The 26,875-nt window shown below is 69.6% G+C and carries 24 protein-coding genes and 4 pseudogenes; 21 read left to right on the top strand and 7 right to left on the bottom strand.

Annotated features, from left to right (window positions below; all coding sequences use genetic code 11):
- Positions 1-93: 93 nt before the first annotated feature.
- The 4 genes from AB8998_RS24240 (at position 94) to AB8998_RS24225 (ending at position 4,119) form a co-directional block, all read left to right on the top strand.
- Positions 94-747, top strand: a complete 654-nt coding sequence (locus AB8998_RS24240) for a cutinase family protein (protein WP_369741739.1) — start codon at positions 94-96, stop codon at positions 745-747.
- Between the two features lie 35 nt (positions 748-782).
- Complete coding sequence (locus AB8998_RS24235) at positions 783-1,964, top strand: M20 family metallopeptidase (protein ID WP_369740231.1); 1,182 nt, start codon at positions 783-785, stop codon at positions 1,962-1,964.
- Positions 1,961-3,130, top strand: a complete 1,170-nt coding sequence (locus tag AB8998_RS24230; protein ID WP_369740229.1) for an amidohydrolase — start codon at positions 1,961-1,963, stop codon at positions 3,128-3,130. The genes AB8998_RS24235 and AB8998_RS24230 overlap by 4 nt, the downstream gene beginning before the upstream one ends.
- Before the next feature lie 107 nt (positions 3,131-3,237).
- On the top strand, positions 3,238-4,119 hold the full coding sequence (locus tag AB8998_RS24225) for an endonuclease domain-containing protein (protein WP_369740228.1): 882 nt from the start codon (positions 3,238-3,240) through the stop codon (positions 4,117-4,119).
- 90 nt (positions 4,120-4,209) lie between these two features.
- Here the strand turns inward: AB8998_RS24225 and AB8998_RS24220 are convergent, their stop codons facing one another.
- Positions 4,210-4,689: a gamma-glutamylcyclotransferase family protein gene (locus AB8998_RS24220; RefSeq protein WP_369740226.1), complete on the bottom strand. Its 480-nt coding sequence runs from the start codon at positions 4,687-4,689 to the stop codon at positions 4,210-4,212.
- Positions 4,690-4,783: 94 nt separating this feature from the next.
- Between AB8998_RS24220 and AB8998_RS24215 the strand changes: the two are divergent.
- The 5 genes and pseudogenes from AB8998_RS24215 (at position 4,784) to AB8998_RS24195 (ending at position 9,491) form a co-directional block, all read left to right on the top strand.
- A pseudogene (locus AB8998_RS24215) lies at positions 4,784-6,294 on the top strand (NAD(P)H-quinone dehydrogenase).
- A complete protein-coding gene (locus tag AB8998_RS24210) occupies positions 6,287-8,041 on the top strand; it encodes a glycerol-3-phosphate dehydrogenase/oxidase (RefSeq protein WP_369740224.1) in 1,755 nt (584 codons plus the stop codon). Before AB8998_RS24215 ends, AB8998_RS24210 begins: the two are co-directional and overlap by 8 nt.
- Positions 8,038-8,901 carry a pseudouridine synthase gene (locus tag AB8998_RS24205; protein WP_369740222.1) on the top strand — a complete coding sequence of 288 codons (864 nt, stop codon included), beginning with the start codon at positions 8,038-8,040 and terminating at the stop codon, positions 8,899-8,901. The genes AB8998_RS24210 and AB8998_RS24205 overlap by 4 nt, the downstream gene beginning before the upstream one ends.
- Positions 8,902-8,937: 36 nt before the next feature.
- Positions 8,938-9,138, top strand: a pseudogene (locus tag AB8998_RS24200) (hypothetical protein); the annotation flags it as partial.
- Positions 9,117-9,491, top strand: a complete 375-nt coding sequence (locus tag AB8998_RS24195; RefSeq protein ID WP_369741738.1) for a YbhB/YbcL family Raf kinase inhibitor-like protein — start codon at positions 9,117-9,119, stop codon at positions 9,489-9,491. The pseudogene AB8998_RS24200 and the gene AB8998_RS24195, both read left to right, overlap by 22 nt.
- Before the next feature lie 387 nt (positions 9,492-9,878).
- Here the strand turns inward: AB8998_RS24195 and AB8998_RS24190 are convergent, their stop codons facing one another.
- Genes AB8998_RS24190 through AB8998_RS24175 form a run of 4 tightly spaced genes read right to left on the bottom strand, consistent with a single transcriptional unit; the run spans position 9,879 to position 12,864 of the window.
- On the bottom strand, positions 9,879-10,655 hold the full coding sequence (locus AB8998_RS24190) for an alpha/beta fold hydrolase (RefSeq protein WP_369740221.1): 777 nt from the start codon (positions 10,653-10,655) through the stop codon (positions 9,879-9,881).
- An 8-nt stretch (positions 10,656-10,663) separates the two neighbouring features.
- Positions 10,664-11,683 (bottom strand): hypothetical protein, encoded by a 1,020-nt coding sequence (locus AB8998_RS24185; protein WP_369740220.1) that lies wholly within the window; start codon positions 11,681-11,683, stop codon positions 10,664-10,666.
- Between the two features lie 15 nt (positions 11,684-11,698).
- Complete coding sequence (locus AB8998_RS24180; RefSeq protein WP_369740218.1) at positions 11,699-12,298, bottom strand: carboxymuconolactone decarboxylase family protein; 600 nt, start codon at positions 12,296-12,298, stop codon at positions 11,699-11,701.
- Positions 12,295-12,864, bottom strand: a complete 570-nt coding sequence (locus AB8998_RS24175; protein WP_369740217.1) for a carboxymuconolactone decarboxylase family protein — start codon at positions 12,862-12,864, stop codon at positions 12,295-12,297. Before AB8998_RS24175 ends, AB8998_RS24180 begins: the two co-directional genes overlap by 4 nt.
- Positions 12,865-12,990: 126 nt before the next feature.
- Here AB8998_RS24175 and AB8998_RS24170 point away from each other — a divergent pair, with 126 nt between their 5' ends.
- Positions 12,991-13,578, top strand: coding sequence for a TetR/AcrR family transcriptional regulator (locus AB8998_RS24170; RefSeq protein WP_369740215.1), 588 nt, complete (start codon positions 12,991-12,993; stop codon positions 13,576-13,578).
- 399 nt (positions 13,579-13,977) lie between these two features.
- Here AB8998_RS24170 and AB8998_RS24165 read toward each other — a convergent pair whose 3' ends face one another.
- Positions 13,978-14,586, bottom strand: a complete 609-nt coding sequence (locus tag AB8998_RS24165) for a TetR/AcrR family transcriptional regulator (RefSeq protein WP_369740214.1) — start codon at positions 14,584-14,586, stop codon at positions 13,978-13,980.
- Positions 14,587-14,675: 89 nt separating this feature from the next.
- Between AB8998_RS24165 and AB8998_RS24160 the strand changes: the two genes are divergently transcribed.
- The 8 genes and pseudogenes from AB8998_RS24160 to AB8998_RS24125 all read left to right on the top strand — a co-directional run bounded on the left by AB8998_RS24160 (position 14,676) and on the right by AB8998_RS24125 (position 23,134).
- Positions 14,676-15,854, top strand: coding sequence for an alpha/beta hydrolase family protein (locus AB8998_RS24160; protein WP_369740213.1), 1,179 nt, complete (start codon positions 14,676-14,678; stop codon positions 15,852-15,854).
- A gap of 20 nt (positions 15,855-15,874) precedes the next feature.
- Positions 15,875-16,420, top strand: coding sequence for a carboxymuconolactone decarboxylase family protein (locus AB8998_RS24155; RefSeq protein ID WP_369740211.1), 546 nt, complete (start codon positions 15,875-15,877; stop codon positions 16,418-16,420).
- Complete coding sequence (locus AB8998_RS24150; protein WP_369740210.1) at positions 16,421-17,401, top strand: cyclase family protein; 981 nt, start codon at positions 16,421-16,423, stop codon at positions 17,399-17,401.
- A gap of 137 nt (positions 17,402-17,538) precedes the next feature.
- The gene (locus tag AB8998_RS24145; protein ID WP_369740208.1) at positions 17,539-17,904 is read left to right on the top strand and encodes a hypothetical protein; all 366 of its coding nucleotides are present in this window, start codon (positions 17,539-17,541) and stop codon (positions 17,902-17,904) included.
- 55 nt (positions 17,905-17,959) lie between these two features.
- Positions 17,960-18,748, top strand: a pseudogene (locus AB8998_RS24140) (MBL fold metallo-hydrolase).
- A gap of 322 nt (positions 18,749-19,070) precedes the next feature.
- Positions 19,071-20,198 (top strand): PPE family protein, encoded by a 1,128-nt coding sequence (locus AB8998_RS24135; protein WP_369740207.1) that lies wholly within the window; start codon positions 19,071-19,073, stop codon positions 20,196-20,198.
- Between the two features lie 176 nt (positions 20,199-20,374).
- Entirely contained in the window at positions 20,375-21,520 is a 1,146-nt protein-coding gene (locus AB8998_RS24130; RefSeq protein ID WP_369740205.1) for a PPE family protein, read from the top strand.
- A 78-nt stretch (positions 21,521-21,598) separates the two neighbouring features.
- Positions 21,599-23,134: an FMN-binding glutamate synthase family protein gene (locus AB8998_RS24125; protein ID WP_369740203.1), complete on the top strand. Its 1,536-nt coding sequence runs from the start codon at positions 21,599-21,601 to the stop codon at positions 23,132-23,134.
- Here the strand turns inward: AB8998_RS24125 and AB8998_RS24120 are convergent.
- Positions 23,106-23,315, bottom strand: a complete 210-nt coding sequence (locus tag AB8998_RS24120) for a cation transporting ATPase C-terminal domain-containing protein (protein WP_369740201.1) — start codon at positions 23,313-23,315, stop codon at positions 23,106-23,108. The genes AB8998_RS24125 and AB8998_RS24120 overlap by 29 nt on opposite strands.
- Here AB8998_RS24120 and AB8998_RS24115 point away from each other — a divergent pair.
- From AB8998_RS24115 to mgtA, 3 genes and pseudogenes are all read left to right on the top strand, one after another.
- A pseudogene (locus tag AB8998_RS24115) lies at positions 23,274-23,522 on the top strand (PhoU domain-containing protein); the annotation flags it as partial. The gene AB8998_RS24120 and the pseudogene AB8998_RS24115 sit on opposite strands and share 42 nt — an antisense overlap.
- A gap of 4 nt (positions 23,523-23,526) precedes the next feature.
- Complete coding sequence (locus tag AB8998_RS24110; RefSeq protein ID WP_369740200.1) at positions 23,527-24,219, top strand: CorA family divalent cation transporter; 693 nt, start codon at positions 23,527-23,529, stop codon at positions 24,217-24,219.
- The gene (gene mgtA, locus AB8998_RS24105; protein ID WP_369740198.1) at positions 24,206-26,833 is read left to right on the top strand and encodes a magnesium-translocating P-type ATPase; all 2,628 of its coding nucleotides are present in this window, start codon (positions 24,206-24,208) and stop codon (positions 26,831-26,833) included. The genes AB8998_RS24110 and mgtA overlap by 14 nt, the downstream gene beginning before the upstream one ends.
- Positions 26,834-26,875 lie beyond the last annotated feature (42 nt).

The raw sequence follows: 26,875 nt of genomic DNA, 5'->3' as shown, positions 1-26,875 counted from the left end.
GCTCCGTCCTTAGTTTTATGAACTATCACCGGTTTTCTTGTGTTCACCCCGCCATATGTCAAGATTTGCCGCATGGGTTTTCGTTGCCGGCGCATCGTCGGTCCCATCGTCGGCCCGGCCGTCGCCGTCGTGGCAGCGGCCGTGACGTTCGCGGGTGGGGCGCCGTCCGCGCGAGCCGACGAGTGCGCCGACGTCCAGCTGATCTTCGCCCGCGGCACGGCCGAACCGCCCGGCCTGGGCGCCGTAGGCGATGCGCTGCTGGCCGCCCTGCGCCCAGCGCTCGGCTCGCGCAGCGTCGACAGCTACGCGGTGAACTACCCGGCCAGCTACAACTTCCTGACCACCGCCGACGGCGCCAACGACGCACGCGACCACATCGCCGAGATGACCGGCCAGTGCCCGTCGACGAAGCTGGTGCTCGGCGGCTTCTCGCAGGGCGCCTCCGCGGTCTCGATGCTGGCGGGGGTGCCACCCTTGGGCCAGCGCATCGGCAACCTGGGGTCGGCCCCCGCGCTGGATCCCGACCTGGCGAGCAAGGTGCGGGCGGTCGCGGTGTTCGGCAACCCCGGCAACCGCTTCGACACACCCCTGTCGACCACGGGCGAGTTCGCCGGCCGCGCCATCGACCTGTGCAGCCCCGGCGATCCCGTCTGCGTCGTCGGAGGCCGCGACCGGGATGCGCACCACGACTACTCGGTGCCGCCCTACCCCGGTGAGGCGGCGGCGTTCATCGCCGGACTGGTGTAGCGGCCGCGGCAACGCGGCGGTGAGATACTGCGAGAATGCCCACCGCCACTTTGGACAGCGTCGAAGACGTCGTGCGGCGCCGGGGCGCCGACCTCGTCGAGCTGTCGCACTCCATCCACGCCGAGCCCGAGCTGGCGTTCGCCGAGCATCGCAGCTGCGCCAAGGCGCAGGCGCTGGTCGCCGAGCGCGGTTTCGAGATCACCGCGCCCGCCGGTGGTTTGGACACCGCGTTTCGCGCCGACTTCGGCAGCGGCCCGCTGGTGGTCGGCGTCTGCGCGGAATACGACGCGCTGCCCGAGATCGGGCACGCCTGCGGCCACAACATCATCGCGGCGTCCGCGGTGGGCACCGCCTTGGCGCTGGCCGAGGTGGCCGACGAGCTCGGTTTGACGGTGGCGCTGCTGGGAACACCCGCCGAGGAGGCCGGCGGCGGCAAGGCGCTGCTGCTGAAGGCGGGGGTCTTCGACGACGTCGCGGTGGCGGTGATGGCCCACCCCGGTCCGTCCGACATCGCCGCGGCGCGCTCGCTGGCGCTGTCCGAGGCGATCGTGCGCTACCGGGGCAAGGAGTCGCACGCCGCCGTCGCGCCCTACCTGGGGGTCAACGCCGCCGACGCGGTGACCGTCGCGCAGGTGGCCATCGGGGTGCTGCGCCAGCAGCTCGCCCCGGGCCAGCTGGTGCACGGCATCGTCACCGACGGCGGCCAGGCCGTCAACGTCATCCCGGGCCGCGCGGCGATGCAGTACGCGATGCGGGCGGCCGAGTCGGAATCGCTGCGGGAGCTGGAGGGCAGGATGTTCGCGTGCTTCGCGGCCGGGGCGCTGGCCACCGGCTGCGAACACGAGATCGACCAGCCCGCACCGCCGTACGCCGAACTCAAACCCGACCACTGGCTGGCCGAGGTGTTCCGGGAGGAGATGCGCAGGCTCGGGCGCGAGCCGCTGGCCCCCGAGGTGGAGGCGGCGCTGCCGATGGGCAGCACCGACATGGGCAACGTGACGCACGTGCTGCCGGGGATCCATCCGGTGATCGGCGTCGACGCCGGCGGCGCCACCGTGCACCAGCGCGCCTTCGCCGCGGTCGCCGCCGCGCCCAGCGGCGACCGCGCCGTCGTCGAGGCCGCGATCATGCTGGCGCGCACCGTGGTCCGCCTGGCCGAGAGCCCCGCCGAACGCGACCGGGTGCTGGCGGCCCGAGAACGCCGGGCCGACTCATGAGCCTGGGTGAGGCCGCCGATGCGTGGCTGGCCGGGCACGCCGACGACCTGGTCGGCTGGCGCCGGCACATCCACCGCCACCCGGAGCTGGGCCGTCAGGAGTACGCCACCACGCAGTTCGTCGCCGAACGGCTGGCCGAGGCGGGGCTGAACCCGAAGGTGCTGCCGGGCGGCACCGGGCTGACGTGCGACGTCGGTCCCCAGCGCGAGCCGCGGATCGCGTTGCGGGCCGACATGGACGCGCTGCCCATGGCCGAGCGGACCGGGGCGCCGTACGCCTCGCGCATGCCCAACGTCGCGCACGCCTGCGGCCACGACGCGCACACCGCGATCCTGCTGGGCGCCGCGCAGGCGTTGGCGTCGGCGCCCGAGCTGCCGGTCGGCGTGCGGTTCATCTTCCAGGCCGCCGAGGAGCTGATGCCCGGCGGCGCCATCGACGCGATCGCGGCCGGGGCGCTGGCCGGCGTGGCGCGGATTTTCGCGCTGCACTGCGATCCCCACCTGGCGGTCGGCAAGGTGGCCGTGCGGCCGGGCCCCATCACGTCGGCGGCCGACTCGATCGAGATCACGCTGCATTCCCCGGGTGGGCACACCTCGCGTCCACACCTGACCGCCGACCTGGTCTACGGGCTGGGCACCCTGATCACCGGCCTGCCCGGGGTGCTGTCGCGCCGCATCGACCCGCGCAACGGCACGGTGCTGGTGTGGGGGGCGGTCAACGCGGGTGTGGCCGCCAACGCCATCCCGCAGTCGGGGGTGCTGGCGGGCACCGTCCGCACGGCCAGCCGGCAGACGTGGGTGTCGCTCGAGGGGATCATCCGCGAGGCCGTCACCGCCATGCTGTCGCCGCTGGGGGTCGAGCACACCATGCGCTACCACCGCGGCGTGCCGCCGGTGGTCAACGAGGAGGTCGCCACGCACATCCTCACCCATGCGATCGAGGCCATCGGCCCCGACGTGCTGGCCGACACCCGGCAGTCCGGCGGGGGTGAGGATTTCTCCTGGTACCTCGAGGAGATCTCCGGCGCGATGGCGCGACTGGGCGTGTGGTCGGGCGAGGGCGCGCAGCTCGACCTGCATCAGCCGACGTTCGACCTCGACGAGCGGGCCCTGGCGATCGGGGTGCGCCTGATGGTCCACATCATCGAGCAGGCCGCCCTTTTTTGATCGCGAGCGTGCGTGTTTGTACGGGGACACGCCGCTGCGGCCGGCATTCTGCGCACGCTCGCGCAGGTGAATTGTGGGCTGTCCGCGGCGCCCACACGATAGCGCGCATGCATGCAGAGCTCGAGTGGCTGCTCGATGCGCAAGGCGGGGTGGTGACATCCGCCCAGGCGCTGACCCACCTCAGCCGCCGAGGCCTGGAAGCGGACCTGAAATGCGGTGTTCTGCAGAAGATTTGGTACGGCGTCTACGGCCGGGGTGAGATAACCGACGCGCTGCGACTGAGGGCGCTGGATCTGGTCACCGGCTCGAAGGTCGCGGTATGCCTGAGCACCGCAGCGTCGATGCACGGCTTCGACACCGAATTGGACACGCACCTGCATGTACTCAACCCGCTCGGGCAACAGTTGCGCCCCACCCGCGGCCTTTTCGTGCACCGTCGTGAGGGGGCGCCGCTCGTGGCCGTCGCCGGGCGCCCGGTGACCTCACCCGCGTGGACGGCGATCGAGGTGGCCCGGGCTCTACGCCGGCCGCGTGCGCTCGCGACGTTGGACGCCGCGCTGCGCAGCCGCACGTGCGCTCGCGAGGAGCTGGCGGCGGCGGCCGCGCGGCAGGCCGGCCGGCGGGGCATCGTGACCACACGCGAGCTGCTGAGCCTGGCCTCGCCGCTCGCGGAGTCTCCGATGGAGAGCGAGGCGCGGCTGGTCATGCTCGACGGCGGGCTGCCGCCGCCGGTGCTGCAGTACGAAGTCACCGACCGGCGGGGCCGCACCTGGCGGCTCGACTTCGCCTGGCCGCAGCGGCGCGTCGGCGCGGAGTACGACGGCGTCGACTGGCACAGCGGGCCGGAGGCTTTTCGCCGGGACCGTGAGCGCTCGGCCGCACTCCAGGAGCTGGGGTGGTCGATCGTCCCCGTCATCGCTACCGATGTCCGGCAGCGGCCCGACGACCTGGTCCGCCGGCTCGACGCGCAGCTACGCCGGGCCGCGTGAGCGTGCGCAGAATGCCGGCCGCGACGGCGTGTCGCCGTACAGACACGCACGCTCGCCGAGCGGGAGGTGCCCCCAGCTCGCCGAGGAGGGCTAAGAGCTGGTCCCGGGGCCGATGTTGCGGGCCGGGCGGGTGCGCAGGGCGTGCACGTAATCCGCCGGGGCGCCGGCGATCTCGGCGGCGTCGGCCATCACGCCCAGATAGCGCGCCGACGGCAGGCCGCCCTCCCAGGCGTCCAGGACGTACAGCCACGCCAGCACGGGAGCGGTGTCGGTGTCCGACGAGATGCGCTCCACCCGGCACCGGATCTTCTTGTGGACGCCGAACTCGGAGCCCTCCCACCGGTCGAGGTTTTGCTCGTCGGCCGGTGTCATGTCGTAGAGGACGACGAACACGCGGGATCCCGGATCCTCGACGACGGTGGCCAGCGCACCCTCCCAGCCGATGTCCTCGCCGCCGAAGGTCAACCGCCACCCGTGCAGCCACCCCGTCCCGGCCATCGGCGAATGCGGCGCGCGCTCCAGCATCTGTTCGGGATCCATGTTCGATCCGTAAGCGGCGTAGAGCGGCACGGGGAAAGCTTAAACGCCTGGGGTTCGCGCGCCGTTCACCCGCGTGGTTTAGCCGCGCTGCGCAGTGCCCCGGAATCCCGGCTAGGTTAGGGCTGTGGTGACCCGCATCGTGATCCTCGGCGGAGGCCCGGCCGGTTACGAAGCCGCCCTCGTCGCCGCCACCCTAGGTTCAGACCACCCCGAGACCGCCGAAGTCACCGTGATCGACGCCGACGGGGTCGGCGGCGCGGCCGTGCTGGACGACTGCGTGCCGTCCAAGACGTTCATCGCCTCCACCGGGCTGCGCACCGAGTTGCGCCAGGCCCCGCATCTGGGCTTCGACATCGACATCGACGACGCCAAGATCTCGCTGCCGCAGATCCACGCCCGGGTGAAGGACCTGGCCGCAGCGCAGTCGGCCGACATAGCCACCCAGCTGCTTGGCACGGGCGTCCGCATCGTCACCGGTCACGGCGAGCTGATCGACCCCACCCCCGGGCTGGCCCACCACCGCGTCAGGGCGACCGCCCCCGACGGCACCACCAGCGAGCACGAAGCCGACGTCGTGCTCATCGCGACCGGCGCCAGCCCGCGGATCTTGCCGTCGGCCCAGCCGGACGGCGAGCGCATCCTGACCTGGCGCCAGCTCTACGACCTCGACGCGCTGCCCGAGCACCTCATCGTGGTGGGTTCGGGCGTCACCGGCGCGGAGTTCGCCAACGCCTACACCGAGCTGGGCGTGCCGGTGACGGTGGTGGCCAGCCAGGACCGCGTGCTGCCCTACGAGGACGCCGACGCCGCGCTGGTCCTCGAGGACGTGTTCGCCGAACGGGGCGTGCAACTGATCAAGAACGCCCGGGCCGAGTCGGTCACCCGCACCGGGGCCGGGGTGCTGGTCACCCTCAAGGACGGCCGCACCGTCGAGGGCAGCCACGCGCTGATGACTATCGGGTCGGTCCCCAACACCGGCGGCCTCGGCCTGGAACGGGTCGGCATCGAGCTGGGCCGCGGCGGCTACCTCACCGTCGACCGGGTGTCGCGGACGTCGGTGCCGGGCATCTACGCCGCCGGCGACTGCACCGGCCTGCTGCCGCTGGCCTCGGTCGCGGCCATGCAGGGCCGGATCGCGATGTATCACGCGCTCGGCGAGGGCGTCACCCCGATCCGGTTGCGCACGGTCGCGGCGACGATCTTCACCCGGCCCGAGATCGCCGCCGTTGGGGTGCCGCAGCGGATGATCGACGACGGCTCGGTGACCGCCCGCGCCATCATGCTGCCGCTGCACACCAACGCTCGGGCGAAGATGTCGGGGCTACAGAAAGGCTTCGTCAAGATCTTCTGCCGGCGTTCCACCGGTGTGGTGATCGGCGGGGTCGTGGTCGCGCCGATCGCCTCCGAGCTGATCCTGCCGATCGCCGTGGCGGTGACCAACCGCATCACGGTCAACGAGCTGGCGCAGACGCTCGCCGTCTACCCGTCGTTGTCCGGCTCGATCACCGAGGCCGCCCGCCGGCTGATGGCCCACGACGATCTGGACTAGAAGGCCGGCTCGGCCGGGCCCGACCATCTAGCCTTTATCGAGGACACCTACCGACGAGTAACCGACAGGAGCCCAGCCGTGAGTGATCCGTTGCGCCCGCCCGGCGAGCGCGGCTCGCCGGCGTCCGGGCTGGGACCGCGGCAGCGCGAGATCGCCTGGAAGCGGCTGGCCGCCGAGCAGTTCGACGTCGTGGTCATCGGCGGCGGCGTGGTGGGCTCCGGGTGCGCGCTGGACGCCGCAACGCGCGGGCTCAAGGTGGCGCAGGTGGAGGCGCGCGACTTCGCGTCCGGCACGTCGAGCCGCTCGTCGAAGATGTTCCACGGCGGGCTGCGCTACCTCGAACAGCTGGAGTTCGGGCTGGTGCGCGAGGCGCTCTACGAGCGGGAGCTCTCGCTGACCACGCTGGCGCCCCACCTGGTCAAGCCGCTGCCGTTCCTGTTCCCGCTGACCAGCCGCTGGTGGGAGCGGCCCTACATCGCCGCGGGCATCTTCCTCTACGACCGGCTCGGCGGCGCGAAATCGGTTCCGGCGCAAAAGCATCTGACCCGCGCCGGGGCGCTGCGGCTGAGCCCCGGCCTGAAGCGCAGCTCGCTGATCGGGGGGATCCGCTACTACGACACCGTCGTCGACGACGCCCGGCACACCATGACCGTGGCCCGCACCGCCGCGCACTACGGGGCGGTGGTGCGCTGCTCCACCCAGGTGGTGGCGCTGCTGCGGGAGGGCGACCGGGTGACCGGCGTGCGGGTCCGCGACACCGAGGACGGCAGCACCACCGAGGTTCGCGGTCACGTCGTCATCAACGCCACCGGGGTGTGGACCGACGAGATCCAGGGGCTGTCCAAGCAGCGCGGGCGGTTCCAGGTGCGCGCGTCCAAGGGGGTGCACATCGTGGTGCCGCGCGACCGGATCGTCAGCGACGTCGCGATCATCCTGCGCACCGAGAAGTCGGTGATGTTCGTCATCCCGTGGGGCAACCACTGGATCATCGGCACCACCGACACCGACTGGGCCCTCGACCTCGCGCACCCGGCTGCCACCAAGGCCGACATCGACTACATCCTCGGCACCGTCAACACGGTGCTGGCCACCCCGCTCACGCACGCCGACATCGACGGCGTCTACGCCGGGCTGCGGCCGCTGCTGGCCGGCGAGAGCGAGGAGACCTCCAAGCTGTCCCGCGAGCACGCCGTGGCCGTGCCCGCGCCCGGGCTGGTGGCCATCGCCGGCGGCAAGTACACCACCTACCGGGTGATGGCCGCCGACGCCGTCGACGCCGCGGTGCAGTTCGTGCCGGCCCGGGTGGCGCCGTCGATCACCGAGAAGGTCAGCCTGCTCGGCGCCGACGGCTACTTCGCGCTGGTCAACCAGGCCGAGCACGTCGGCGCCCTGCGCGGCCTGCACCCCTACCGGGTGCGCCACCTGCTGGACCGCTACGGGTCGCTGATCGGTGACGTGCTGGACCTGGCCGCCGACGATCCCGGCCTGCTGGATCCGATCAAGGAGGCGGCGGGCTACCTGAAGGTCGAGGCCCGCTACGCCGTCACCGCCGAGGGGGCGCTGCACCTGGAGGACATCCTGACGCGCCGGATGCGGATCTCCATCGAATACGCGCACCGGGGCGTCGACTGCGCCCGCGAGGTGGCCGAGGTGGTGGCGCCGGTGCTGGGGTGGAGCGCCGAGGACGTCGAGCGTGAGGTCGCCAACTACGCGGCGCGGGTGGAGGCCGAGGTCCTGTCGCAGGCCCAGCCCGACGACGTCTCCGCCGACGAGTTGCGGGCCAGCGCCCCGGAGGCCCGCGCCGAGCTCCTCGAGCCGGTCCCGCTCACGTGAGGCCCGCGCCGCTGCCGGTGCGCGACGGGCTGGGCCCGGCCCGGGTGCGGCTGCGCGGCGGCCCGGTGCTGGCCGAGCTGGCCGAGCGGTTCGGCGCGGCGGCGCGCGCGAAGGTGCTGTCCGGCGAGGTCGTCGACGCCGACGGCGTGGCGGTCGACGCGGCCACCGTGCTGCCGTGCGGGGCCAGCGTCTACCTCTACCGCGAGCTGCCCGACGAGGTTGCGGTGCCCTTCGACATCCCGGTGCTGTACCGCGACGCCGGCCTGGTCGTCGTCGACAAGCCGCATTTCCTGGCGACGATGCCGCGGGGTCGGCACGTCGCGCAGACCGCGCTGGTGCGGTTGCGTCGGGAGCTGGGCCTGCCCGAGCTCAGCCCCGCCCATCGCCTGGACCGGTTGACCGCCGGGGTTCTGCTGTTCACCGCGCGGCGCGAGCTGCGTGGCGCCTACCAGTCGCTGTTCGCCCGCGGCCTGGTGCGCAAGACCTACCTGGCGCGCGCGGCCGTCGATCCGGCGCTGGAGCTGCCGCGCTTGGTTCGCAACCGGATCGTCAAGCGGCGGGGGCGGCTGCAGGCGTTCTGCGAGCCCGGCGTCCCCAACGCCGAGACACGGGTGGAGCTGGTGTCCGACGGCCTCTACCGGCTGACGCCGCGCACCGGGCGCACCCACCAGCTGCGGGTGCACATGGCGTCGCTGGGGATTCCGATCCTGGGGGATCCGCTGTATCCGGACGTTGTCGACGTGGCCCCCGACGACTTCGGCGCGCCGCTGGCATTGCTTGCGCAGCGCCTCGAGTTCGACGACCCGCTGACGGGCGTGCGCCGTGAGTTCGTCAGCGGCCGGGAGTTGCCGCCGGGTTGATCGCGGATGTCGGTGGGTCTCACTATAATCGAATGTATGTTCGATGAGGTTTCGCGGGCGCGGCCGCCGCCGGAGTCGATCACGGCGCTCGAGGAGTTCTTCGAGCGGCGTCATCCCTCCACGATGTCGGAGTCGGCGGGGTTGATCGAGCGCATCGGTGCGGCGGCGCGGTTTGAGAACCCGGCGGCGGCTGCGCAGTTGGTGGCGGTCGGGGAATTGTTCGCCTATCGCCTATCGCCTATCGCCTCTCGCGCTGTGGCGAGGACGAGGACGAGGACGACATCGACGTCCCGCTGCCCCGTCCGTTGCTGCACACCGTCGCGGTAATCGACCTGACCGTCGACGGCGTCACCGCCGGTGCCCTGGAGCCCGGTACCGCGGGCATACGTTTCATTCCGGCCGCATTCGGCCGTCACGGCTATGGCGGACCGCGGCCGATCCCCGGTCACGGGCCGCACCACTACCGCTTACATGTGTTCGCGATCGACAAAGCCATCCCGCGGGAGGTCACGACACCCAGGGCGCTACTGGCGACGATGTCCGGCCACGTACTGGGCCGCGGCCCGCTGACCGGAACCTACGAACGATGACTTGCCGCTCGGAGGCGGGTGCGGCATCGCCGGCAAACCACGCGGTGCCGACCATGTGGGTGTGCGGTGGCGGGAAGCGATGTCCGGGTGAGCCGAGCTGACCCACTCTGTTCGGCGACGACGTCATCGCCTGTGCGAGGCTGCTCGCGCGCGAACTCGCAAAGCGCCAATGCTTACCCCGACAAGTCGCTCGACGAGTTGCACCAACCGCGCGCGGCGGCCGCGGCCGGCCACATCGATGTTGCCGATGACCCGACCCGATAGCAGCAGCTACTCCCCGACTATCTCCCGATCGATATCGATCACCGCATCAGGTCGCCGGGCCGGCCAGTCCCGACCCCGGCCACTGCGCTGCAGCCCCCGGCGCAGCAGGCCTGGTCGGTGCGTTCATCGACCGACGCCGTGGTTGAGGGTGCGCAGGTAGTCGACGACGGCGTCGGCAACGGCATCAGGCTGTTCGGGGAACAGGGCGTGGCTGGCGTCGTCGATAACGGTGGTGGTGACCCGGTCGCCGTAGCGGCCGCGCATATCTCCCCATTCGTCGCGCCGGTGAAACGGGTCGAGGGCGGCAATGATCTCGAACACCGGCGCGTCCCCGGCGCCGCAGTACCGGGCGGCGTCAGTGCGTTGCACGCAGTCCACTTGCATCGCCAGGGTTGCGGGGTACCAACCGCCGAGCCAGACTGAGGCGTCGTGGCCGGGGGCGAAGAATGCCTGCTGCAGCACGGCTAATCGGGTCGCGTCGGGCAGCGTGAGGTCGCCGGCGCGCATAGGTGCTGAATTGATCTGTGGGTCAACGGTTCTGCCGGACGCGGCGGCCAGGATGACGGCCGCCACGCGGCCCGGGTGGTGCACCGCGGTAGCGCGGGCGACGAAGTTGCCGAAGGCGTGCCCGAGGATGACCGCCGGCCCGTCGGCCAGGTCGTCGACCACCCGTGCGATATCGCCGGCCATGTCGGCGAAGGTGACACCGCTCATCGGTCCGGAAGAACCGGCGACACCGCGCGGCTGTGGGCGTAGCACCCGGTAACCTCCGGCGACGAGCGTCGTGGTCAACGCGTCGAAGTCGCTGCCGGCGTCGCGCCCGTAGGACGGGATGACCACCACGGCGGGTCCGTCCCCGTCGACGCGGGTGTCGATCGACGCCTGCCCGGTCGTGACCACGCACCGGGTCATGGGTTCAGCCCGCCCGTCGGCGCCGTTGTGGCCGAGTCCGGTTCGACGTCCAGTTCGACGCGCAGCACGGCGGCGCGTCGAACGACCCCGTCGGGAGGGGCGGTGGTGCCGCCATCAGTGGTGACGTACGCGATCCTGCCGTACTCGCCGTCCGCCCTTCCCCAGGCGACACTGGACGGCCCGACCAGGGTCTCGTCGAACGGGTCACCGGCGAGGTGGCGGACCTCGCTGCCGTGCCGCGGCTGCAACGGCACCCGGTCGATCGTGTTGGCGCGGTGCCTGGTGACGTAGCCGAATCCGGCGTGTTCGTCGAGGCAGAAGTCGTCAGCGTTGTCGATCGCAGCGACGAATTCCGCTGAGCCAGAGGGGTTTAGCGTCGAAGGGTCGACGGGGACGCGCATGAACACCTGCTGCGCGGTCGAGGTGTAGTACAGGTAGCCGGTGTGCGGGCCGTAACGCACGCCGTTGACCCCGGGCTGCGGGGGCGGGGGCACCCCGCTGTCGGGGTCGAAGGCCATCGTGTCGTGGACCAGCCAGACCCGCGCACAGGCGTGCCGCGCGTCCTGGTCGAGGTCGACGCGCCAGATCAGGCCCGCGAAGCAGTCGGCCACCGCTAGCACCCCCGGCGCGAGCAGGCAGCTGCCGTTGAGTCCGCGGGCCCGCTCGTCGAAGGTGTAGAAGATCTCGGGTGTCACCGGCCGTCCGGGCGCCCAGTCGGTGAGATCGATTCTGGCCAAATGTGATTCGCCGGTGGTGTAGCCCTCGGTGAGGTTGGCGACGAAGACGTCGGGGGCGACCTCGACGATCCCGGTGATCGGGTGATCGAAGGTGTGCAGCAGGACCGGGTCGACGAGCTCGCCCGGCCGGGGCGCTGGCACCCACCACAGTTCGCGCTGCAAGACCGCGGTGATCAACAGCGAGCCGTCGGCGCGCACGGCGAGGTTCTCCAGGAAGTACTTCTGCGGAAAGTAGGCCACGGGGGTGAGCGTCAGGGTGGGCAAAGGCGGAAGAGACATGATGGTCCTCGATGGTCAGTGATGGTTGGGCGCGGGGATCGCGAAGGCGTTGAGAATCCCGCAGACGGTGTGATAGATGCCGGTCAGTACCGTGATGTCCAAAACTCCAGCGGCGCCGAACCGTTGCGTTGCTTCGTCGTAGAGCGCGTCGTCGACGTGATGGTCGGTGGAGAGCGCGCGGGCCAGGCGGTGGGCGGTCCGTTGGCCGTCGGTGAGAGCCTCGGGTTCCCCACCGGCAGCCAGCTCGGCGATCACCGGCTCCGGCAGTCCCGCGTGCCTGGCGACGGCGGAGTGGGCGTAGAGCTCATAGGGGGCCCGCCACACCGAACCGACGGTGAGGATCACCACCTGTCGGGTGCGCTCGTCCAGCGAGGTGTATTGCTCTTCGGCGGCCTGCAGTTTCAAAAAAGCGGCCGACAGCCCCGGGTTGAGCAGGCTCGGATTGAACGGCCCGATCAGGCGCCCCTCGGCGGTCGCCGCTGCGAATCCGCAGTCCTGCCCCCACGCCACCGCGGTGCTCGTGATGTGGTCGAACAACTCGCGCGAGGCGTCGTCGAGAGTCACCCGGTCGGCCAAGTCCAGGCGGCCGCCCAGGCCGTCCGCGGCCCCCCTCACTGGTCCAGCCCCACGGCATTGGCGGGCACGTCGAAGGCGCCCAGCGTCATGCACACCATCGTGAACCAGCCCAGCAGCACCGCGACGTCGACGATGCCCGCATCGCCCAGGAGGTCGCTGGCGCGCCGGTAGAGACCCGTGGGCACCACCCGCGCTGCGAGCAGCGCCGACGCCAACTCGTAGACCACCTGCTCGCGAGGGTCGTCGAACGACACCGGCAGGCCCGCGATGAGCGCTTCGACCCGCCGCGGGTCGAGGTGGCCGTCGCGCTCGGCGATGATTTCGTGCTCGTAGGTGGCATAGGCGCTGCGCCATTGCGCGGTGACCAGAACGGTGGCGATTTCGATCTCGGCCTTGCTCAGCGTCGAGTGTTGCTGGAAATAGGCGCCGGTCGGCACGATGGTCGTCGACAGGGTCGGGTTGGCCAGCCAGATCTTGTGCGGGCCGGGCACCAGCCCGCGGAGCCCGCGGGTGAACTCATATGCCTGTTTCATCGCAGGCTCCATCTGGTCGACCGGTGTCTCCACAAACCGGCCGAACGTGCCGAAGTCGGTTGTGTCACTCATCTGCTGTCATCTCCTCCGCCGATTGGTCGAAGTGCATCCGCGAACGATCATTCGCGTTTTATAGTGCGCCGGCGGTAAGCCTTTGTCAAACGCGAACGTTCGTGCTTTTTATGGTAGGTTGAGATCATGCCGAAAGTTTCGCCGCAATACCGCGCGGAGCGGCGCGCGCACATCCTGGCAGCCGCGCGACGCTGCTTCATCCGCGACGGATTCCACGCCGCGTCGATGCACGACCTGGTCGAGGAGGCCGGAATGTCCTCCGGCGCGGTCTACCGATACTTCCCCAGCAAGGACGCGGTCATCGAGGCGATCGCCGCCGACAACCTCCAGCAGGTTGTCGCCCTCATTGTGCAGTCCATCGACGATGGCGCAAGCCCGCAGAGGGCCATAGCGACCGTCCTCGATTTCGTCACCCACCGCCATGGCGAGGACGGCTTCGCCGCCATCGCCCTGCTGGTGTGGTCAGAAGCTCTGCGCAACCCGACGCTGGCCGCGCACCTACGCGACGCCACCGCCACCGCCTTCGCCACGTTGAGCGCCGGCACGCACCCGCGCGACGACGCGCAGCTCGACCCGGCCGCCCTGGCCGACCTGTTGTTGTGCTTGCTGCCCGGCTACCTCATGCGCTTGGCCCTGGGCGGTTCTGAAGCCGTCAAGAACATCCCCGGCGCTATCGACAAGGTCTTGACCGACTCGGCGCGATCGCTCACCTGAGCGTAACCGGCTGTGCGACATTCTGTTTCGACGTTGCCTGAGGGTTCGAGAACCACCGACAGCGTCGGCACCCCACCGGTTGAGGCGGGTATCAAACCAATCGGCTAGACCACACTCGGCGGTCCCGACCTGCTGCGGGTCCTAAAGACGGCCGAGCCCTGTGCCGGGCCTGGGCAGGTTCGGGTTCGTGTGCAAGCGGCCGCGGTCAATCCGGCTAACACAGCTGCTCGGCGGAGATGGACGAAACGCACTGCTGCGCCAGAAGCCCTGACGGGGTGCTACCACCCCGCGCCGCCGTAGGTTACCGCCGCGTCCGAGTGGCAGTGTAAAGGCACGACTCCGTTCGCCGCTTCGGGGTGGACCCGTCCACCGCGGTCGACGTCGACGTGCGGTTCTAGATCACGCCGACAGTAATCCGGCGCGCGCTGCTGTGAGGGTGACGCGTGTGGTCAGGGCGATGAGATCGTCATCGATCGGGTCGCCTGTGGTGACCATGCGGTAGAACAGCGGTGCTCGAAACGTGGTGAGGAAGGCGAAGGTATCAGTGTTGTCCGGTAGCTCACCTCGATCGATCGCTCTGGTGACCACGGCGGTCGCACGCTCGGCCTGATGGTCGAAGTAGCGTCGGGTTGCTTCGCGAAGCGCGGCCGATCGCAGGCCGGCGGTCAAAACGACTGCAACGATCTGTTGCCCGATGCCGCCATTGAGTTGCTCGGCCAATATTCTGCCGAGCGCGAGCAGGTCGGTTTCGATCCTGCCGGTGTCCGGGGCCGGGATGGCGTCGTGCGACCACGTTATGAGCGCATCGACCAACAGGTCATCGAGTGTGGGCCACCGTCGATAGATGGTGGTCTTGTTGACGCCCGCGCGAGAGGCCAACGCCTCCACGCTCAGCGCTGCGTACCCGGTGGCGTTCAGCTCGTCCAGAACGGCAGCCAGCACCGCGTCACGAACCCGCGCGCTGCGACCGCCGGTCCGAATACCCTGGACAACCTGCCGATTCCCCACTAATAGCCCCAAACTGTTGCGTTAAGTGCGCTGGTATGCCACGTTTGATTATAGCAACAGCAAGTTGCGTTAGCCGGTGAGGAGTGGCCATGCGATTCATGTTCGACACCGACGAGTCGTTCTCGTTCGAAACGCTGCGCGCGGTCGGGTACACCGCCTACGGCGGGGCCGATATCGGCGAGGTGATGGCCACAGCTGCGCGGATCACCCCCGGCGACCCCGAGTCGTGGTACTCCGAGTGGCGGGCGCTTGCCGACCGCATCGCCGCGATCGCCGACGACTGCGCGGCCAAGGGACACGCCGTCAGTGCCAGCAGCGCCTACCTGCGTGCCTCCAACTACTACCGCACTGCCGAGTTCTTTCTTCGCGACGACCCAGCCAACGACCCGCGGGTGGCTGACACCTCCGCTCGCGCGATCGAGGCGTTCCGGGCCGCTCCGGAGATCCAGGCGCACTGGAGGCGTGTTTGCATTCCCTACGGGGGAGTCGAGCTGCACGGCTATTACCTCAACGTCAGCGGCGACGAGGCCGGGCCGACGTTGCTCGCGCACGGGGGTTATGACTCGACGGTCGAAGAGATGTTTTTTGCCGTTGGGGCGGCCGCGCACCGACACGGGTGGAACTGCCTGATCTTCGAGGGCCCCGGGCAGGGGTCGGCGCTGCGGATCGACAAACTGCCGTTTCGGTACGACTGGGAGGCCGTGGTCACCCCTGTCGTCGACGTCGCCGTCACCCTGCGCGGGGTCGATCCGGAGCGCATCGCATTGCTCGGCATGAGCATGGGCGGCTACCTCGCGCCCCGCGCCGCGGCATTCGAGCAGCGGATCTCGGCATGCATCGCCTACGACGGAGTGCTCACCATGGCGGCGGCTCTGCCCGAACCGCACCAACAGCCGGAACAGCGGGTCGCCGCACTGCAGAGTTTGATGACCCATCTTGGTGCGGCGCCGAGCTCGCTGCGGTGGATGCTGTCCAATGGCCTGTGGACGTTGGGAGTTTCCACCGCCCAAGAGTTGATCGATGAGTTCAGCAAGTACGACCTGACCGACGTGGCCGACAAAATCGCCTGTCCGACGCTGGTCTGCGAGGCCGAAAACGACCAGTTTTTCTCCGGGCAGCCCCAAATGCTTTACGACGCGCTGCGCTGCAAGAAAACGCTGCTGAAGTTCACCGCCGCCGAAGGTGCTGAAGAGCACTGCCACGAAGGCGCGCTGACGCTGTTTCATCAGCGGATGTTCGATTGGCTCGACGAAACCCTCGTGTCGTGAGCAGCGAAAGACTCTCTGCCATGGCGCGCTTCCCGTTCCCAGAGCTCGACGTCGAGAAACAGGCCGTGTACGAGCTTTTCCCGATCAACCTGACCCGGATGATGCTGCACACCGACGGCCTGACCCTGCCGTACTGGAAATACGCGCTGAGTTTTCGCCACGCCACGATCTCGGCGCAGGTCCGCGAGCAGGTGATCGTGCGGGTCGCCGCACTCGCCCAGTGCGACTACCAACTGGTCCAGCACAAGTCGGAAGCTCTGCGTACCGGGACGAGCCCTGAGCTGCTGGCAGACCTGATCGATCGCCGGCATCGCCAGTTCGACGATCCGGCCGTCACCGCGCTGGTCGGCTATGTCGACTCGCTGGTGACCCACACAGGAGCCGAACCCGACACTCTCGAAGCGCTGCGAAAGCACTTCCACGACAACGAAGTCGCCGAAATTACTTTGCTGGCCGGCACGTATGTCCTATGCGCCGTATTCGTCAACTCACTACAGGTGCCACCGGATGAGGGCCCCGTCGACTGGGCCGCGGCGGACGCCTACATGAAGAAAGAGGGTCTGTAGATGACCGGTGACCTCGCCATTCTGGAGAGCTATATCCAACGCTGCTCCAACTGGGGCCGGTGGGGTCCCGATGACCAGCTGGGCACGGTCAACCTCATCACCCCGGACAAAGTCCGCGAAGCCGCAGCCCTGGTGAAAACCGGCAAGACCATCTCGCTGACCATGCCCTACGACGACCACGGTCCGCAGACCGGCTACCTCGGCCGAGGCAACCCCCACCTGTACCAACTCGCCACGGGACCGGGATACCTCATCGGTGAGCAACAGCCCATGGAAACACAAACCCTGGCCGAGTGGCGAGCGATCACCGGGCAACCCACCGCCGGCTACTACGACGACATCCTGGTCATGCCGACCCAGTCCGGCACTCAGTGGGACGCTTTATGCCACTTCTTTTGGCGCGGCCGGATGTACAACGGGCATCCGGCGGGCGACGCCGGAACGGGTGGCAGCCGCACCAACGGGGTGCACAACTACACCGGCAAGATCGTCACCCGCGGCGTGTTCGTCGACCTCGCCGAACACCGTGGCGTGGACACCCTCGAACCCGGATACGCCATCACCACCGACGAACTCGACGAGTACCTCGCCGCTAAGAACCTGGAAATCCGGCCAGGCGATGCGCTGATCATCCGCACCGGGTTCATGGCCGCACGACGCGACCACTGGGGAGATTACGCCGGCGGGCCGTCACCGGGGCTGTCGCTGCACACCGCCCCGTGGATCCGCGACAACGACATCGCCGCCATCGCCGCCGATACCTGGGGAATTGAGGTGTTGCCCAACGAAATTGATTGCTGGCAGCCCTTGCACGTGGTCAGTCTGGCCCATACCGGCTTGGCCTTCGGCGAGATGTTCGACCTCGACGCGCTCTCGGCCGACAGCAAAGCAGACGGAATCTACGAATTCATGTTCTGCGCGTCGCCCCTGCCGATCACCGGCGCCTCCGGCAGCCCGGTCTCGGCACTGGCGATCAAGTGAATCCACCATCAACGCAGCGAGCTCCCCTCACGCGCACATCAGGGGTACGGTCCCATCGGCGTCACCCTCGCCGACAAGCCCACAGGCCGCATCAGCGAGCCATCTCCGCGGTCGAGTTCCTCGGTGAGGATGGATTAATGACCCATCATTTGATCAGGACCTTCCTGGGGTGGGCCGAAAAGCAGCTGCCCGAAGGCACCTTGATCCTGACCGCCCCGTCCGGACACACCGATTTCACCACCCCGGGCAGCGCGCTGCTGTTCCCCAGCCTGGCCCCCGCCGTCGGCGGCTGCCCCCCCGAAATCGACCCCGACTCCCAGGACTACTACGGCGCGCGCACCGCGATGATGCCCAAACGTCGACGCACCCGCGCCCAGCTGGTAGCCGCCGAACGCCGCAACAACCACCAAGCCCGCACCGCCGCACACGCCGGGCGCACGACCTGGCAACAGCGCTACTTCAGCCACGAACCCACCGACGACGACGAACCCCCGCCGTTTTAGCTGTGGGGGCCGCGTGACTGGCACGCGACCGGGTAGCCCCCGGCCCATGGATGCCATGGCCATCACAGTCACCTTCGCGGGCAACGCCACCACGCTTATCTCGGCCGGCGGCGTGACGTTGCTGACCGACCGGAACTTCCTGCACCGCGGCTGGCACGCCTACCTGGGCTACGGGCTGTGTCGAAGCGGCTGAAAGAAGCGGCGCTGAGCATCGACGAACTCCCGCCCGTCGACGCCGTCGTGCTGTCGTACCTGCACGGCGACCGCTGGGACCGCGTCGCACAGAACGGGCTCGGCCACGAACTCCCGGTGGTCACCACCCCCCGATGCGACCGCGCTCACTGAAATTCCCCACTGACGCTCATCGAAATTCCCCACCCGTGTGGCTCCGCCGAGGAGGCCCCGCCTTCTCATGCTCACTTGGGAGGACGATGTGGAAGTGCATGCCCTGCGCCAGCGTGGTTGGACGATCTCAGCGATCGCCCGAAACACCGGGTTCGACCGCAAGACGGTCCGCAAGCATCTGGCCGTTGGTGGCAATCCCGGGGTTCGAGCCCGCCCTGGTCCGGCGCGGTTCGACCCGATCGACGTGGGCGTGCTGCACCTGGGCGGCACCTGGTTGCCGGCCGGGCGGCGGCTGCCCTTCGGCCTGACCGTCGCCATGGACGGTCGCCAGGGCGCGCAACTGGTGTCCAGGCTGAACCTGTCCAAGATGATCCCCGTCCACCTCGACGACTACGGCGTCTTCGCGTCGCCGCTGGCCGACTTCACCCGCGAGATGGCGCGCCGCGGTATCGCCGATCGAATTCGCCAGTTGAACCGCGGCGCCCCGGTGACCGTTTGACTTGGCTGACCTGCGTCGGTCACCCGCCGGCAAAGGGGGCCAACGGCCGCTGCGGTCCGGGACCTATGTCCCTCGGCCCGCGGATTCCGGCCGCTGAGCGTGATCGGCATAGCGCTCATCGCGTCTTAACGGGGAAGGACGCCAATATGTCGAGTTCCCTACCGCCAGCGGAAATCCTGGCCGCCGCCGGCCGCTGCGGTCGGGTGCGCGCTACCGTAATTCGGGCCCGACACCGGACGTTCGCGCCCTCGTTCCACCGGTTTGCCCAGCAATTCAGCATGGTGTTGCAGAATCGTTCCCAGCACAGTCGACGAGAGATGCCATGGATGTCTTAGCGCCCCCAGGGGTCACCTCCGCGCTCATCTACTCTGGGCCCGGGGCGGCTTCGCTGACAGAGGCCGCCGCCGCGTGGCAGCGGCTGGCCGTCGAGTTGGAGAACTCCGCTGTTGTTTACGCCTCGGCGTTGTCGTCTCTGATCGAAACCTGGGATGGTCCGTCCTCGGTGGAGATGCTCCGGGCCGTCCAGCCCTATCTCATCTGGTTGCGTGGCACCGCTCAGCAGGTCCAGCAGATGGCAACCTCGGCGGAGGCCGCCGCGGCTGCATTCACCGCCGTTCATTCGGCGGTGGTTCCGCCCGCGCAGGTCACCGCTAACAGGATGCGGCTGGCGGAGTTGTTGGCCACCAACAGGTTCGGGACCAACACGGCGGCGATCGCCCAAACCGAAGTTCAGTACCAGGAGATGTGGGCGAACAACTCGGCGGCGATGAGCAGTTATCAGGCCGCTTCGGCGCAAAGCACCCAGCTCTCCCAATTCTTGTCGCCGCTTGCGATTTCCAATCCGACGGCAACGGCTGCCCAGGCCGGCGCGGTGCCCGCGACCACCGCTGCCTCGCCGACCGCCGCGGCATTGGCGCCTGCGGCCGGCACCGCCTTCGACCCCAACACCGGCTGGTCCGGGTATGCGAGCACCTGGGGGAACCAGTTCATTTCGTCCGGATTCCCGCTCAACCTCCTCGGCGTGTGGGCGCAATTCGCGACTGCTCAGGGGGTGGAGTCTGTGGGCGGCGAAGTCGGCCAGGGCCTGGCCGAGGGGGAAGCGGCGCTGGGAGCGTCGGAACTCGGATTGGCCAACTCGAGCAAGGCCCTCGGATCGGCGCCTACCGCTGCGATGGGTGTGGGGGTCACGGTGGGCAAGCTGACCGCGCCGCCCGCGGTGGTGGGGCTGTTACCCGCATCGCAATCGCCGGTGCAACTCGCGTCCGCGGTGTCACCGCTTTCGGCCGAGAACGCCGGGTTGTCCGCGTTGCCGATGATGCCGATGATGGTGCCGCCGTCGAGCTCGGCGGGCAGTGGTTGGCGCAAGAGGAAGCAGCAAAAATTCGAGGACCTTGACTGCGGGGCGGAAGTCCCGAAAAAGGTGATTCATCGACCGCCAAGCGGGGGCTGAGAGCCGACGATGGTGCTTCCCGCCGCCGCGGACATCGGATTTCCGCCGCCGGACAGGTCGAGGGCGACAAGCAGCAGGATACGGAAATGTCCTGGCAGGTAGAGCATTCCAAAATCGCCGTTGGGCTCCACTCGTCGTGTTCAGCCCGCCGGGGCTCTTTCCCCGGCTGAAGCGCCATGGAATTCTCGATGTTGCCGCCGGAGATCACCTCGGCGCTGACTCACTCCGGCCCCGGTGCGGGATCGATGATCGCGGCGTCCACCGTGTGGCACCAACTGGGTGCCGAGTTGGAGGATTCTGCTCGCGGCTATGCCTCGGTGTTGACGTCGGTGACCGACGCCTGGCACGGTCTGTCCTCGGCGGCGATGGTCACCGCTGCCGAGCCATTCGTCGCCTGGTTGGGCCTTGCCGCGCAGCAGTGCCAGCTGATCGGCTCCTCGATGCAAACGGTGATAGCGGCGTTCGAGCTGACGCACTTCACGGTCGTGCATCCCGCACTGGTCGCCGCGAACCGGGCGCGGCTGGCGCTCTTGCTGGCCACGAACTTCTTCGGCATCAACCTGCCCGCGATCGCCGAGACCGAAGCCGAGTACCACGCCATGTGGGTGAACAACTCGGCGGCGATGTACCGCTATGCGGCAACCTCGGCCAGCGCCGTCGTGCCGTCACAGTTCTCGCCGCCGCCGCCGATCGCCAACCCGGCGGGGCTGCTCGCCCAAGCCGAGGTGGTGCCTGGGACTGCCACTGCCGGTTCTGCCGCGCGCACCGCGGCTGCTGTTCCTCTAGCAGCCCAATCGCTCACCGCCTTCGACCCCAGCAAGGGCTGGTTCGGATACTTCAGCACCTGGGCAAACCAGGGCATCGCCGCGGGCGGGTTCCCGGTCAACATGCTCGCCGTGCTCGCGCAATTGTCGACTGCCCACGGGTTCCAGTCGCTGGGCGGCGACATCGGGGCCGGCCTGTCGCAGAGTGCGGCGGATTTCGCGGGGATAAAGACCCGGTTGGCCGGCGCGCTCGGCGCCGCCGGGCCCTCGTGGGCGCCGACGGGCTCGGTGGGCACCGGGATCCTGGTGGGCACGCTGACGGCGCCGCCCTCGGTGGTGGGGTTGCTGCCGGCTTCGGATTCGCCGGTGCAGCTCGCCTCCGCGGCGTCCGCGCTCGCCCCGAAGCCGCCGGTCACACCCCTCGCGATGCCCCCGCTGGGCGCGTCGCCGGCGGCCTCGTCGGGCGATCGCCGCCGCACCGGCCGCGACTACGACGACATCGAGCTCGGCAAGGAGCTGCTGGGCACGGTCATGCAGCGACCGCCGTCGGCGGGATGACGCCCGGCGACCAAGGACTCGTGATTGAGGACCGAGGTCACTAGCAGACGCGCACCGGCGTTGGCGAGCATGATCGGCATGAATCGGCGATCCGTGGCCGCCCTGGTGGGCGGGACCCTGGCGGGGGTGACGGGCTGGGACCTCGCGCAGCGCCGCCACGCCATCCTGCGCAACTACCCGATCGTCGGCCACCTGCGGTACCTGCTGGAGGCGGTGGGTCCCGAGCTGCGCCAGTACATCGTCACCGACAACGACGCCGAGCGGCCCTTCAGCCGCGACCAGCGCCGCTGGGTCTACACCTCGTCGAAGGCGGCCAACCGCTACTTCGGGTTCGGCACCGACAACGACCTGGAACGGGTCCACAACTACCCGATCATCAAGCACGCGGCGTTCCCCGTGCCCGCCCCCGACGGCGAGCCGCACCACCCCGACCCGGAGGTGCCTTTGCCCGCGGCCAAGGTGCTCGGCGGCGCGCGGCGCCGCGCCAAGGCGTTCCGGCCGTCATCGGTGGTCAACATCTCCGGCATGAGCTTCGGGGCGCTGTCCGCCGCCGCCGTCACCGCGCTGAACAAGGGCGCGGCCATGGCCGGGGCCTTACACAACACTGGGGAGGGCGGGGTGTCGCCGTACCACCTGGGCGGCGGCGAGCTCGTCTGGCAGATCGGCACCGGCTACTTCGGCTGCCGCGACGGCGACGGCCGCTTCAGCCTGCCGCGCCTGGTCGACCGGGTCGCGGCCACCCCGCAGATCCGGGCCATCGAGATCAAGCTCAGCCAGGGCGCCAAACCGGGCCTGGGCGGCATGCTGCCCGGCGCCAAGGTCACCCCCGAGATCGCCGCGATCCGCGGCGTCCCGGTCGGGGTCGACTGCAAGAGCCCCGCCGGCCACTCGGCGTTCCGCGACGTCGACGGGCTGCTCGAGCTCGTGGAGACCATCGCCGCCGCAACCGGCCTGCCCGTCGGCGTCAAGTCGGCGGTCGGACAGGAGCGGTTCTGGCGCGACCTGGCCGCGCGCATGGCCGGCACCGGCACCGGCGTCGACTTCGTCACCGTCGACGGCGGCGAGGGCGGCACCGGGGCGGCCCCGCTGGTCTTCAGCGACCACGTCGCCCTGCCCTTCAAGTGGGCCCTGCCGCGGGTCTACCGGGCCTTCGCCGAGGAGGGGCTGCACCACGACGTGGTGTTCGTCGGCTCCGGCAAGCTGGGCATCCCGGAGAACGCGCTGCTGGCCCTGGCCGCGGGCTGCGACATGATCAACGTCGGCCGCACCGCCATGTTCGCCCTCGGCTGCATCCAGGCGCAGCGCTGCCACACCGGCCGCTGTCCCTCCGGTGTCGCCACCCAGTCGGCGTGGCTGCAGCACGGCCTGGACCCGGAGCTGAAGTCGGCGCGCTGCGCCAACTACCTGGCTACCCTGCGCTTTGAGCTGCTGTGCCTGGCCCGCGCCTGCGGCGTCGTGCACCCGGCGCTGGTGCCGCCGGACGCCATCGAACTGCTCGACGTCGACCTCAAGACCGTGCCGGTCGACGAGCTGCTGGGGTACCGGCCCGGCTGGGGGCTGCCCGGCCCGGCCGACGTCGACGCGATTACCCGGCTGATGGCCCCGACCGGGTAGCCCTCCGGCGGTCCAGCCGGCGCAGCACGAACTTGCGCGCCTCGCTCACCCACAGCACGCTGCTGGACACCGCCAGGCACACCAGCCACCGGCCCGGCGACAGCGGAGTGGTGGTGAAGGCCGTGTTGAACAGCGGCAGGTCACCCGCGACCCGCAGCAGGCCGCGAAGCTGCACGAACACGACGACGCGATGGACGCGCTCTACCGGGAGCTGCCAAGTGTGCTGATGGACCGGGAGTGGAAGGAAAGCGTCTCCGTCGGTGTGGAATCGGCGCTGCTCGGCCGTATCTACGAGCGCGTCGCCGACCACGCCGTGGAGATCGGCCGCCGCGTCGTCTTCGCGGGCACCGGCGCCCTGCCGGCCGAGGATGAGATCTCCACCTACTGACAAGATGGGGTCCGTGCAGGTAGCTCCGAACATCCAGGGCCGCCTGTGGCGTTCCGGCGAGCCGCAGGACGACTTCGAGGTCGCCAGGATCGCTGACTACCTCGGCGAGCCCGACCGCGGCACGTTGGCTGAACTGGCCGCCGAACTGGGCCTGAAATCCTGGGCCGTCGAGGATGCGGTCGCGGCCGCCGAGGCGCTGGACGACTGCGTGGAGGCAATCGAGGACGATCTGTTCGACGGCACGTCACCTGCCGGTAGCTTTCAGCGCCGAACATTCCAGATGCGCAGGGACCTGGTGAACCTGCGCCGGGTTGCGCTGCCGATGCGGGAGGTCATCAATTCCATTGCGCATCAACGCGTTGGCGACCGGAACGGCCGCGAGCTGGACCCGCTGTACGCCGACCTCTACGACCACGTGCTGCGCGTGTCGGAATGGATGGAGTCCCTGCGCGACATGATCATCACCATCTTCGAGACGAACCTGTCCCTGCAGGACGCTCCGCTGAACGTCGTTAAGAAGAAGCTGACGGGGTGGGCGGCGATCGTCGCCGTGCCGACCGCGATCGCCGGCTTCTACGGCCAGAACGTGCCCTACCCGGGGTTCGGGACGCCCGCGGGATTTTCGGCCAGCAGCGGCGTGATGGCGGTCCTGATGGTCGCTCTCTACGTGCCGTTCCAGCGCCGTGACTGGCTCTGAGCTGAGCACCGGCGCAGTCGCCGCGGCCCCGGTCGCCGACGTGCTGCGCCGCCTGGACACCTCGGCCGCCGGGCTGTCCGGCGCGCAGGCGGCCGCGCGGATGGAGCGCTACGGCCCCAACGCGGTGCGCACCCACCATGTCAACGCGCTGGCGGTGCTGGGCCGGCAACTGCGCAACGCAGTGCTCATCCTGCTGGGCGGCACCGCGGTCGTCTCCTACTTCCTGGGCGACAGCATGCAGGCGGTCATCATCGGGATCATCCTGGCGGCCAGCATCGGCCTCGGCTTCCTCAACGAGTACCGCGCCGAGCGGGCCGCCGCGGCGCTGCACGCCGGGGTGCACCACAACGCGGTGGTGCGCCGCGACGGGCGCTTCGTCACGGTGGACGTCACCGCGCTCGTCCCCGGCGACGTGGTCCGGCTGTCGCTGGGGGAGGCGGTGCCCGCCGACGTCCGCCTCATCGACGTCAACGGCCTGGAATGCAACGAGAGCATCCTGACCGGGGAATCGACCGGGTCGGAGAAGTCGCCGCAGCCGGTGCCGGCGGGGACCGAACTCGCCGAGTCGTCCGACCTGGCCTTCATGGGCACCATCGTCAGCGCCGGCGAGGGCACCGGGGTGGTGTACGCAACCGGACACAACGCCGAGTTCGGGCGCATCGCAGCGGGTTTGGACGACCGCCCCCCCGAGACCGGCTTCCAGGTGGGGCTGCGCCGGTTCTCCTATCTACTGCTGCATGTCGCGGTCGCGCTGATGGTGGTCATCCTGGCCAGCAACCTGCTCCTGCACAAGCAGGTCATCAACTCCGTGCTGTTCTCGCTGGCGATCGCCGTGGGCATCACGCCGCAGCTGCTGCCCGCGGTGGTCAGCACGAGTCTGGCCACCGGCTCGCGGCAGCTGGCCCGGGCCAAGGTGCTCGTCAAGCGCCTGGTGTGCATCGAGGACCTCGGCGACATCGACATTCTGATCACCGACAAGACCGGCACCCTGACCGAGGGCCGGATCACCCTGGTCGACACGGTCGACGCCGCGGGCGCGCACAGCGAGGCGGTGCGGCGGCTCGGGCTGCTGGCCACCGACGTGGACCCGGAATCCGGTGGGGTCAGCGGCAATGCGCTCGACGCCGCGCTCTGGGAGGCTACGCAGGGGAAGTCCCCGCAGCAGCTGCTGGGCTGCGTCGCGCGCCGGGTCGCGACGCTGCCGTTCGACCACGAGCGCCGCGCGACGTCGGTGCTGGCCGACGACGACGGGCAGCGCGTCCTGGTGGTCAAAGGCGCGCCCGAACAGGTGCTGGCCCAATGCCCGGCGGTGACGCCGGCCGCCCGCCAGATCCTCGCGGCCCTGTTCGCCGCCGGGCGCCGGGTGGTGGCGGTGGCCTCGCGGCCCGCGGCCGGGCTGACCGCGATCACCCCCGCCGACGAACGCGACCTGACGCTGGCCGGCTTCCTGGTGTTCGCCGACGAACCCAAACCCGCCGCCCGCCAGTCCCTGGCCGAGCTGGCCGCCCTGGGCATCGAGCTGAAGATCGCCACCGGTGACAACCCGCGCGTCGCCGAAAAGGTCTGCGCCGATTTGGGTTTGGCGTCCAAGGGCACCGTCACCGGGGCCCAGCTCGACCCGCTGGGCGACGACGACTTCGCCGACGCTGCCCGGCACCACACCATCTTCGCCCGCATCTCCCCGGAGCAGAAGGAGCGGCTGATCACCTCCCTGCGCCGCACCGGGCGCTCGGTCGGTTTCCTGGGCGACGGGGTCAACGACGCGCTGGCGCTGCACGCCGCCGACGTGGGCATCTCGGTGGACAGCGCCACCGACGTCGCCAAGGACGCCGCCGACGTGGTGCTGCTGGAGAAGGACCTGGGCGTGCTGGCCACCGGGGTGGCCTGGGGCCGGCGGATCTTCGCCAACACCATCAAGTACGTGCTGATGGGCACGTCGAGCAATTTCGGCAACATGTTCAGCGCCGCGGCCGCCTCGGCGCTGCTGCCGTTCCTGCCGATGCTGCCCAGCCAGATCCTGCTGAACAACCTGCTCTACGACAGCTCCCAGCTGGCCATCCCCACCGACCGGGTTGACGACGAGCAGCTCCAGGCGCCGGCGCACTGGAACCTCGCCTTCATCCGGCGGTTCATGCTGATCTTCGGCCCGATCAGCTCGCTGTTCGACTTCCTGACCTTCGGCCTGATGCTCGGCGTGTTGCACGCCGGTGCCGTCGAGTTCCGCACCGGCTGGTTCGTGGAATCCCTTGCCACCCAGACGTTGATCATCTTCGCCATCCGTACGCGCAAGGTGCCCTTCGTGCGCAGCCGGCCGAGCGCGCCGCTGGCGGTCACCAGCCTGTCGGTCGTGGCGATCGGTGCCGTGCTCACGATCTCGCCGCTGGCGCACACCCTGGGCTTCACGCCGCTGCCGTGGGCGTTCTTCGCCGTGTTGGGCGGTTTCGTCGTCACCTACCTGGTGCTGGTGGAACTGGCCAAGAAGATGTTCTACGCCGAGCCGCTGGCGCCGGCCGGGCCGCCGCGACGCACCCGCGGGCGCGCCCACCACATCCGCCGGCGCGCCGCGCGCTTCCACTATGTCGACGGCGACGCGCCCGGTGTCGGGATCCGCTGACCCGCGCCGCATGTTCACCTGGCGGTTGTGGTCACCGGCGGC

It is taken from the genome of Mycobacterium sp. HUMS_12744610 (assembly GCF_041206865.1).
Classification (GTDB): Bacteria; Actinomycetota; Actinomycetes; order Mycobacteriales; family Mycobacteriaceae; genus Mycobacterium; species Mycobacterium servetii.
This window is presented reverse-complemented; position numbering and strand designations above follow the sequence as displayed.

Coding starts and splice junctions, on each gene's coding strand:
- AB8998_RS24235 (WP_369740231.1), top strand. CDS start 783: ATGCCCACCGCCACTTTGGACAGCGTCGAAGACGTCGTGCGGCGCCGG.
- AB8998_RS24230 (WP_369740229.1), top strand. CDS start 1,961: ATGAGCCTGGGTGAGGCCGCCGATGCGTGGCTGGCCGGGCACGCCGAC.
- AB8998_RS24225 (WP_369740228.1), top strand. CDS start 3,238: ATGCATGCAGAGCTCGAGTGGCTGCTCGATGCGCAAGGCGGGGTGGTG.
- AB8998_RS24185 (WP_369740220.1), bottom strand. CDS start 11,683: ATGTCTCTTCCGCCTTTGCCCACCCTGACGCTCACCCCCGTGGCCTAC.
- AB8998_RS24175 (WP_369740217.1), bottom strand. CDS start 12,864: ATGAGTGACACAACCGACTTCGGCACGTTCGGCCGGTTTGTGGAGACA.
- AB8998_RS24170 (WP_369740215.1), top strand. CDS start 12,991: ATGCCGAAAGTTTCGCCGCAATACCGCGCGGAGCGGCGCGCGCACATC.
- AB8998_RS24160 (WP_369740213.1), top strand. CDS start 14,676: ATGCGATTCATGTTCGACACCGACGAGTCGTTCTCGTTCGAAACGCTG.
- AB8998_RS24155 (WP_369740211.1), top strand. CDS start 15,875: ATGGCGCGCTTCCCGTTCCCAGAGCTCGACGTCGAGAAACAGGCCGTG.
- AB8998_RS24150 (WP_369740210.1), top strand. CDS start 16,421: ATGACCGGTGACCTCGCCATTCTGGAGAGCTATATCCAACGCTGCTCC.
- AB8998_RS24145 (WP_369740208.1), top strand. CDS start 17,539: ATGACCCATCATTTGATCAGGACCTTCCTGGGGTGGGCCGAAAAGCAG.
- AB8998_RS24135 (WP_369740207.1), top strand. CDS start 19,071: ATGGATGTCTTAGCGCCCCCAGGGGTCACCTCCGCGCTCATCTACTCT.
- AB8998_RS24130 (WP_369740205.1), top strand. CDS start 20,375: ATGGAATTCTCGATGTTGCCGCCGGAGATCACCTCGGCGCTGACTCAC.
- AB8998_RS24125 (WP_369740203.1), top strand. CDS start 21,599: ATGAATCGGCGATCCGTGGCCGCCCTGGTGGGCGGGACCCTGGCGGGG.
- AB8998_RS24110 (WP_369740200.1), top strand. CDS start 23,527: ATGGGGTCCGTGCAGGTAGCTCCGAACATCCAGGGCCGCCTGTGGCGT.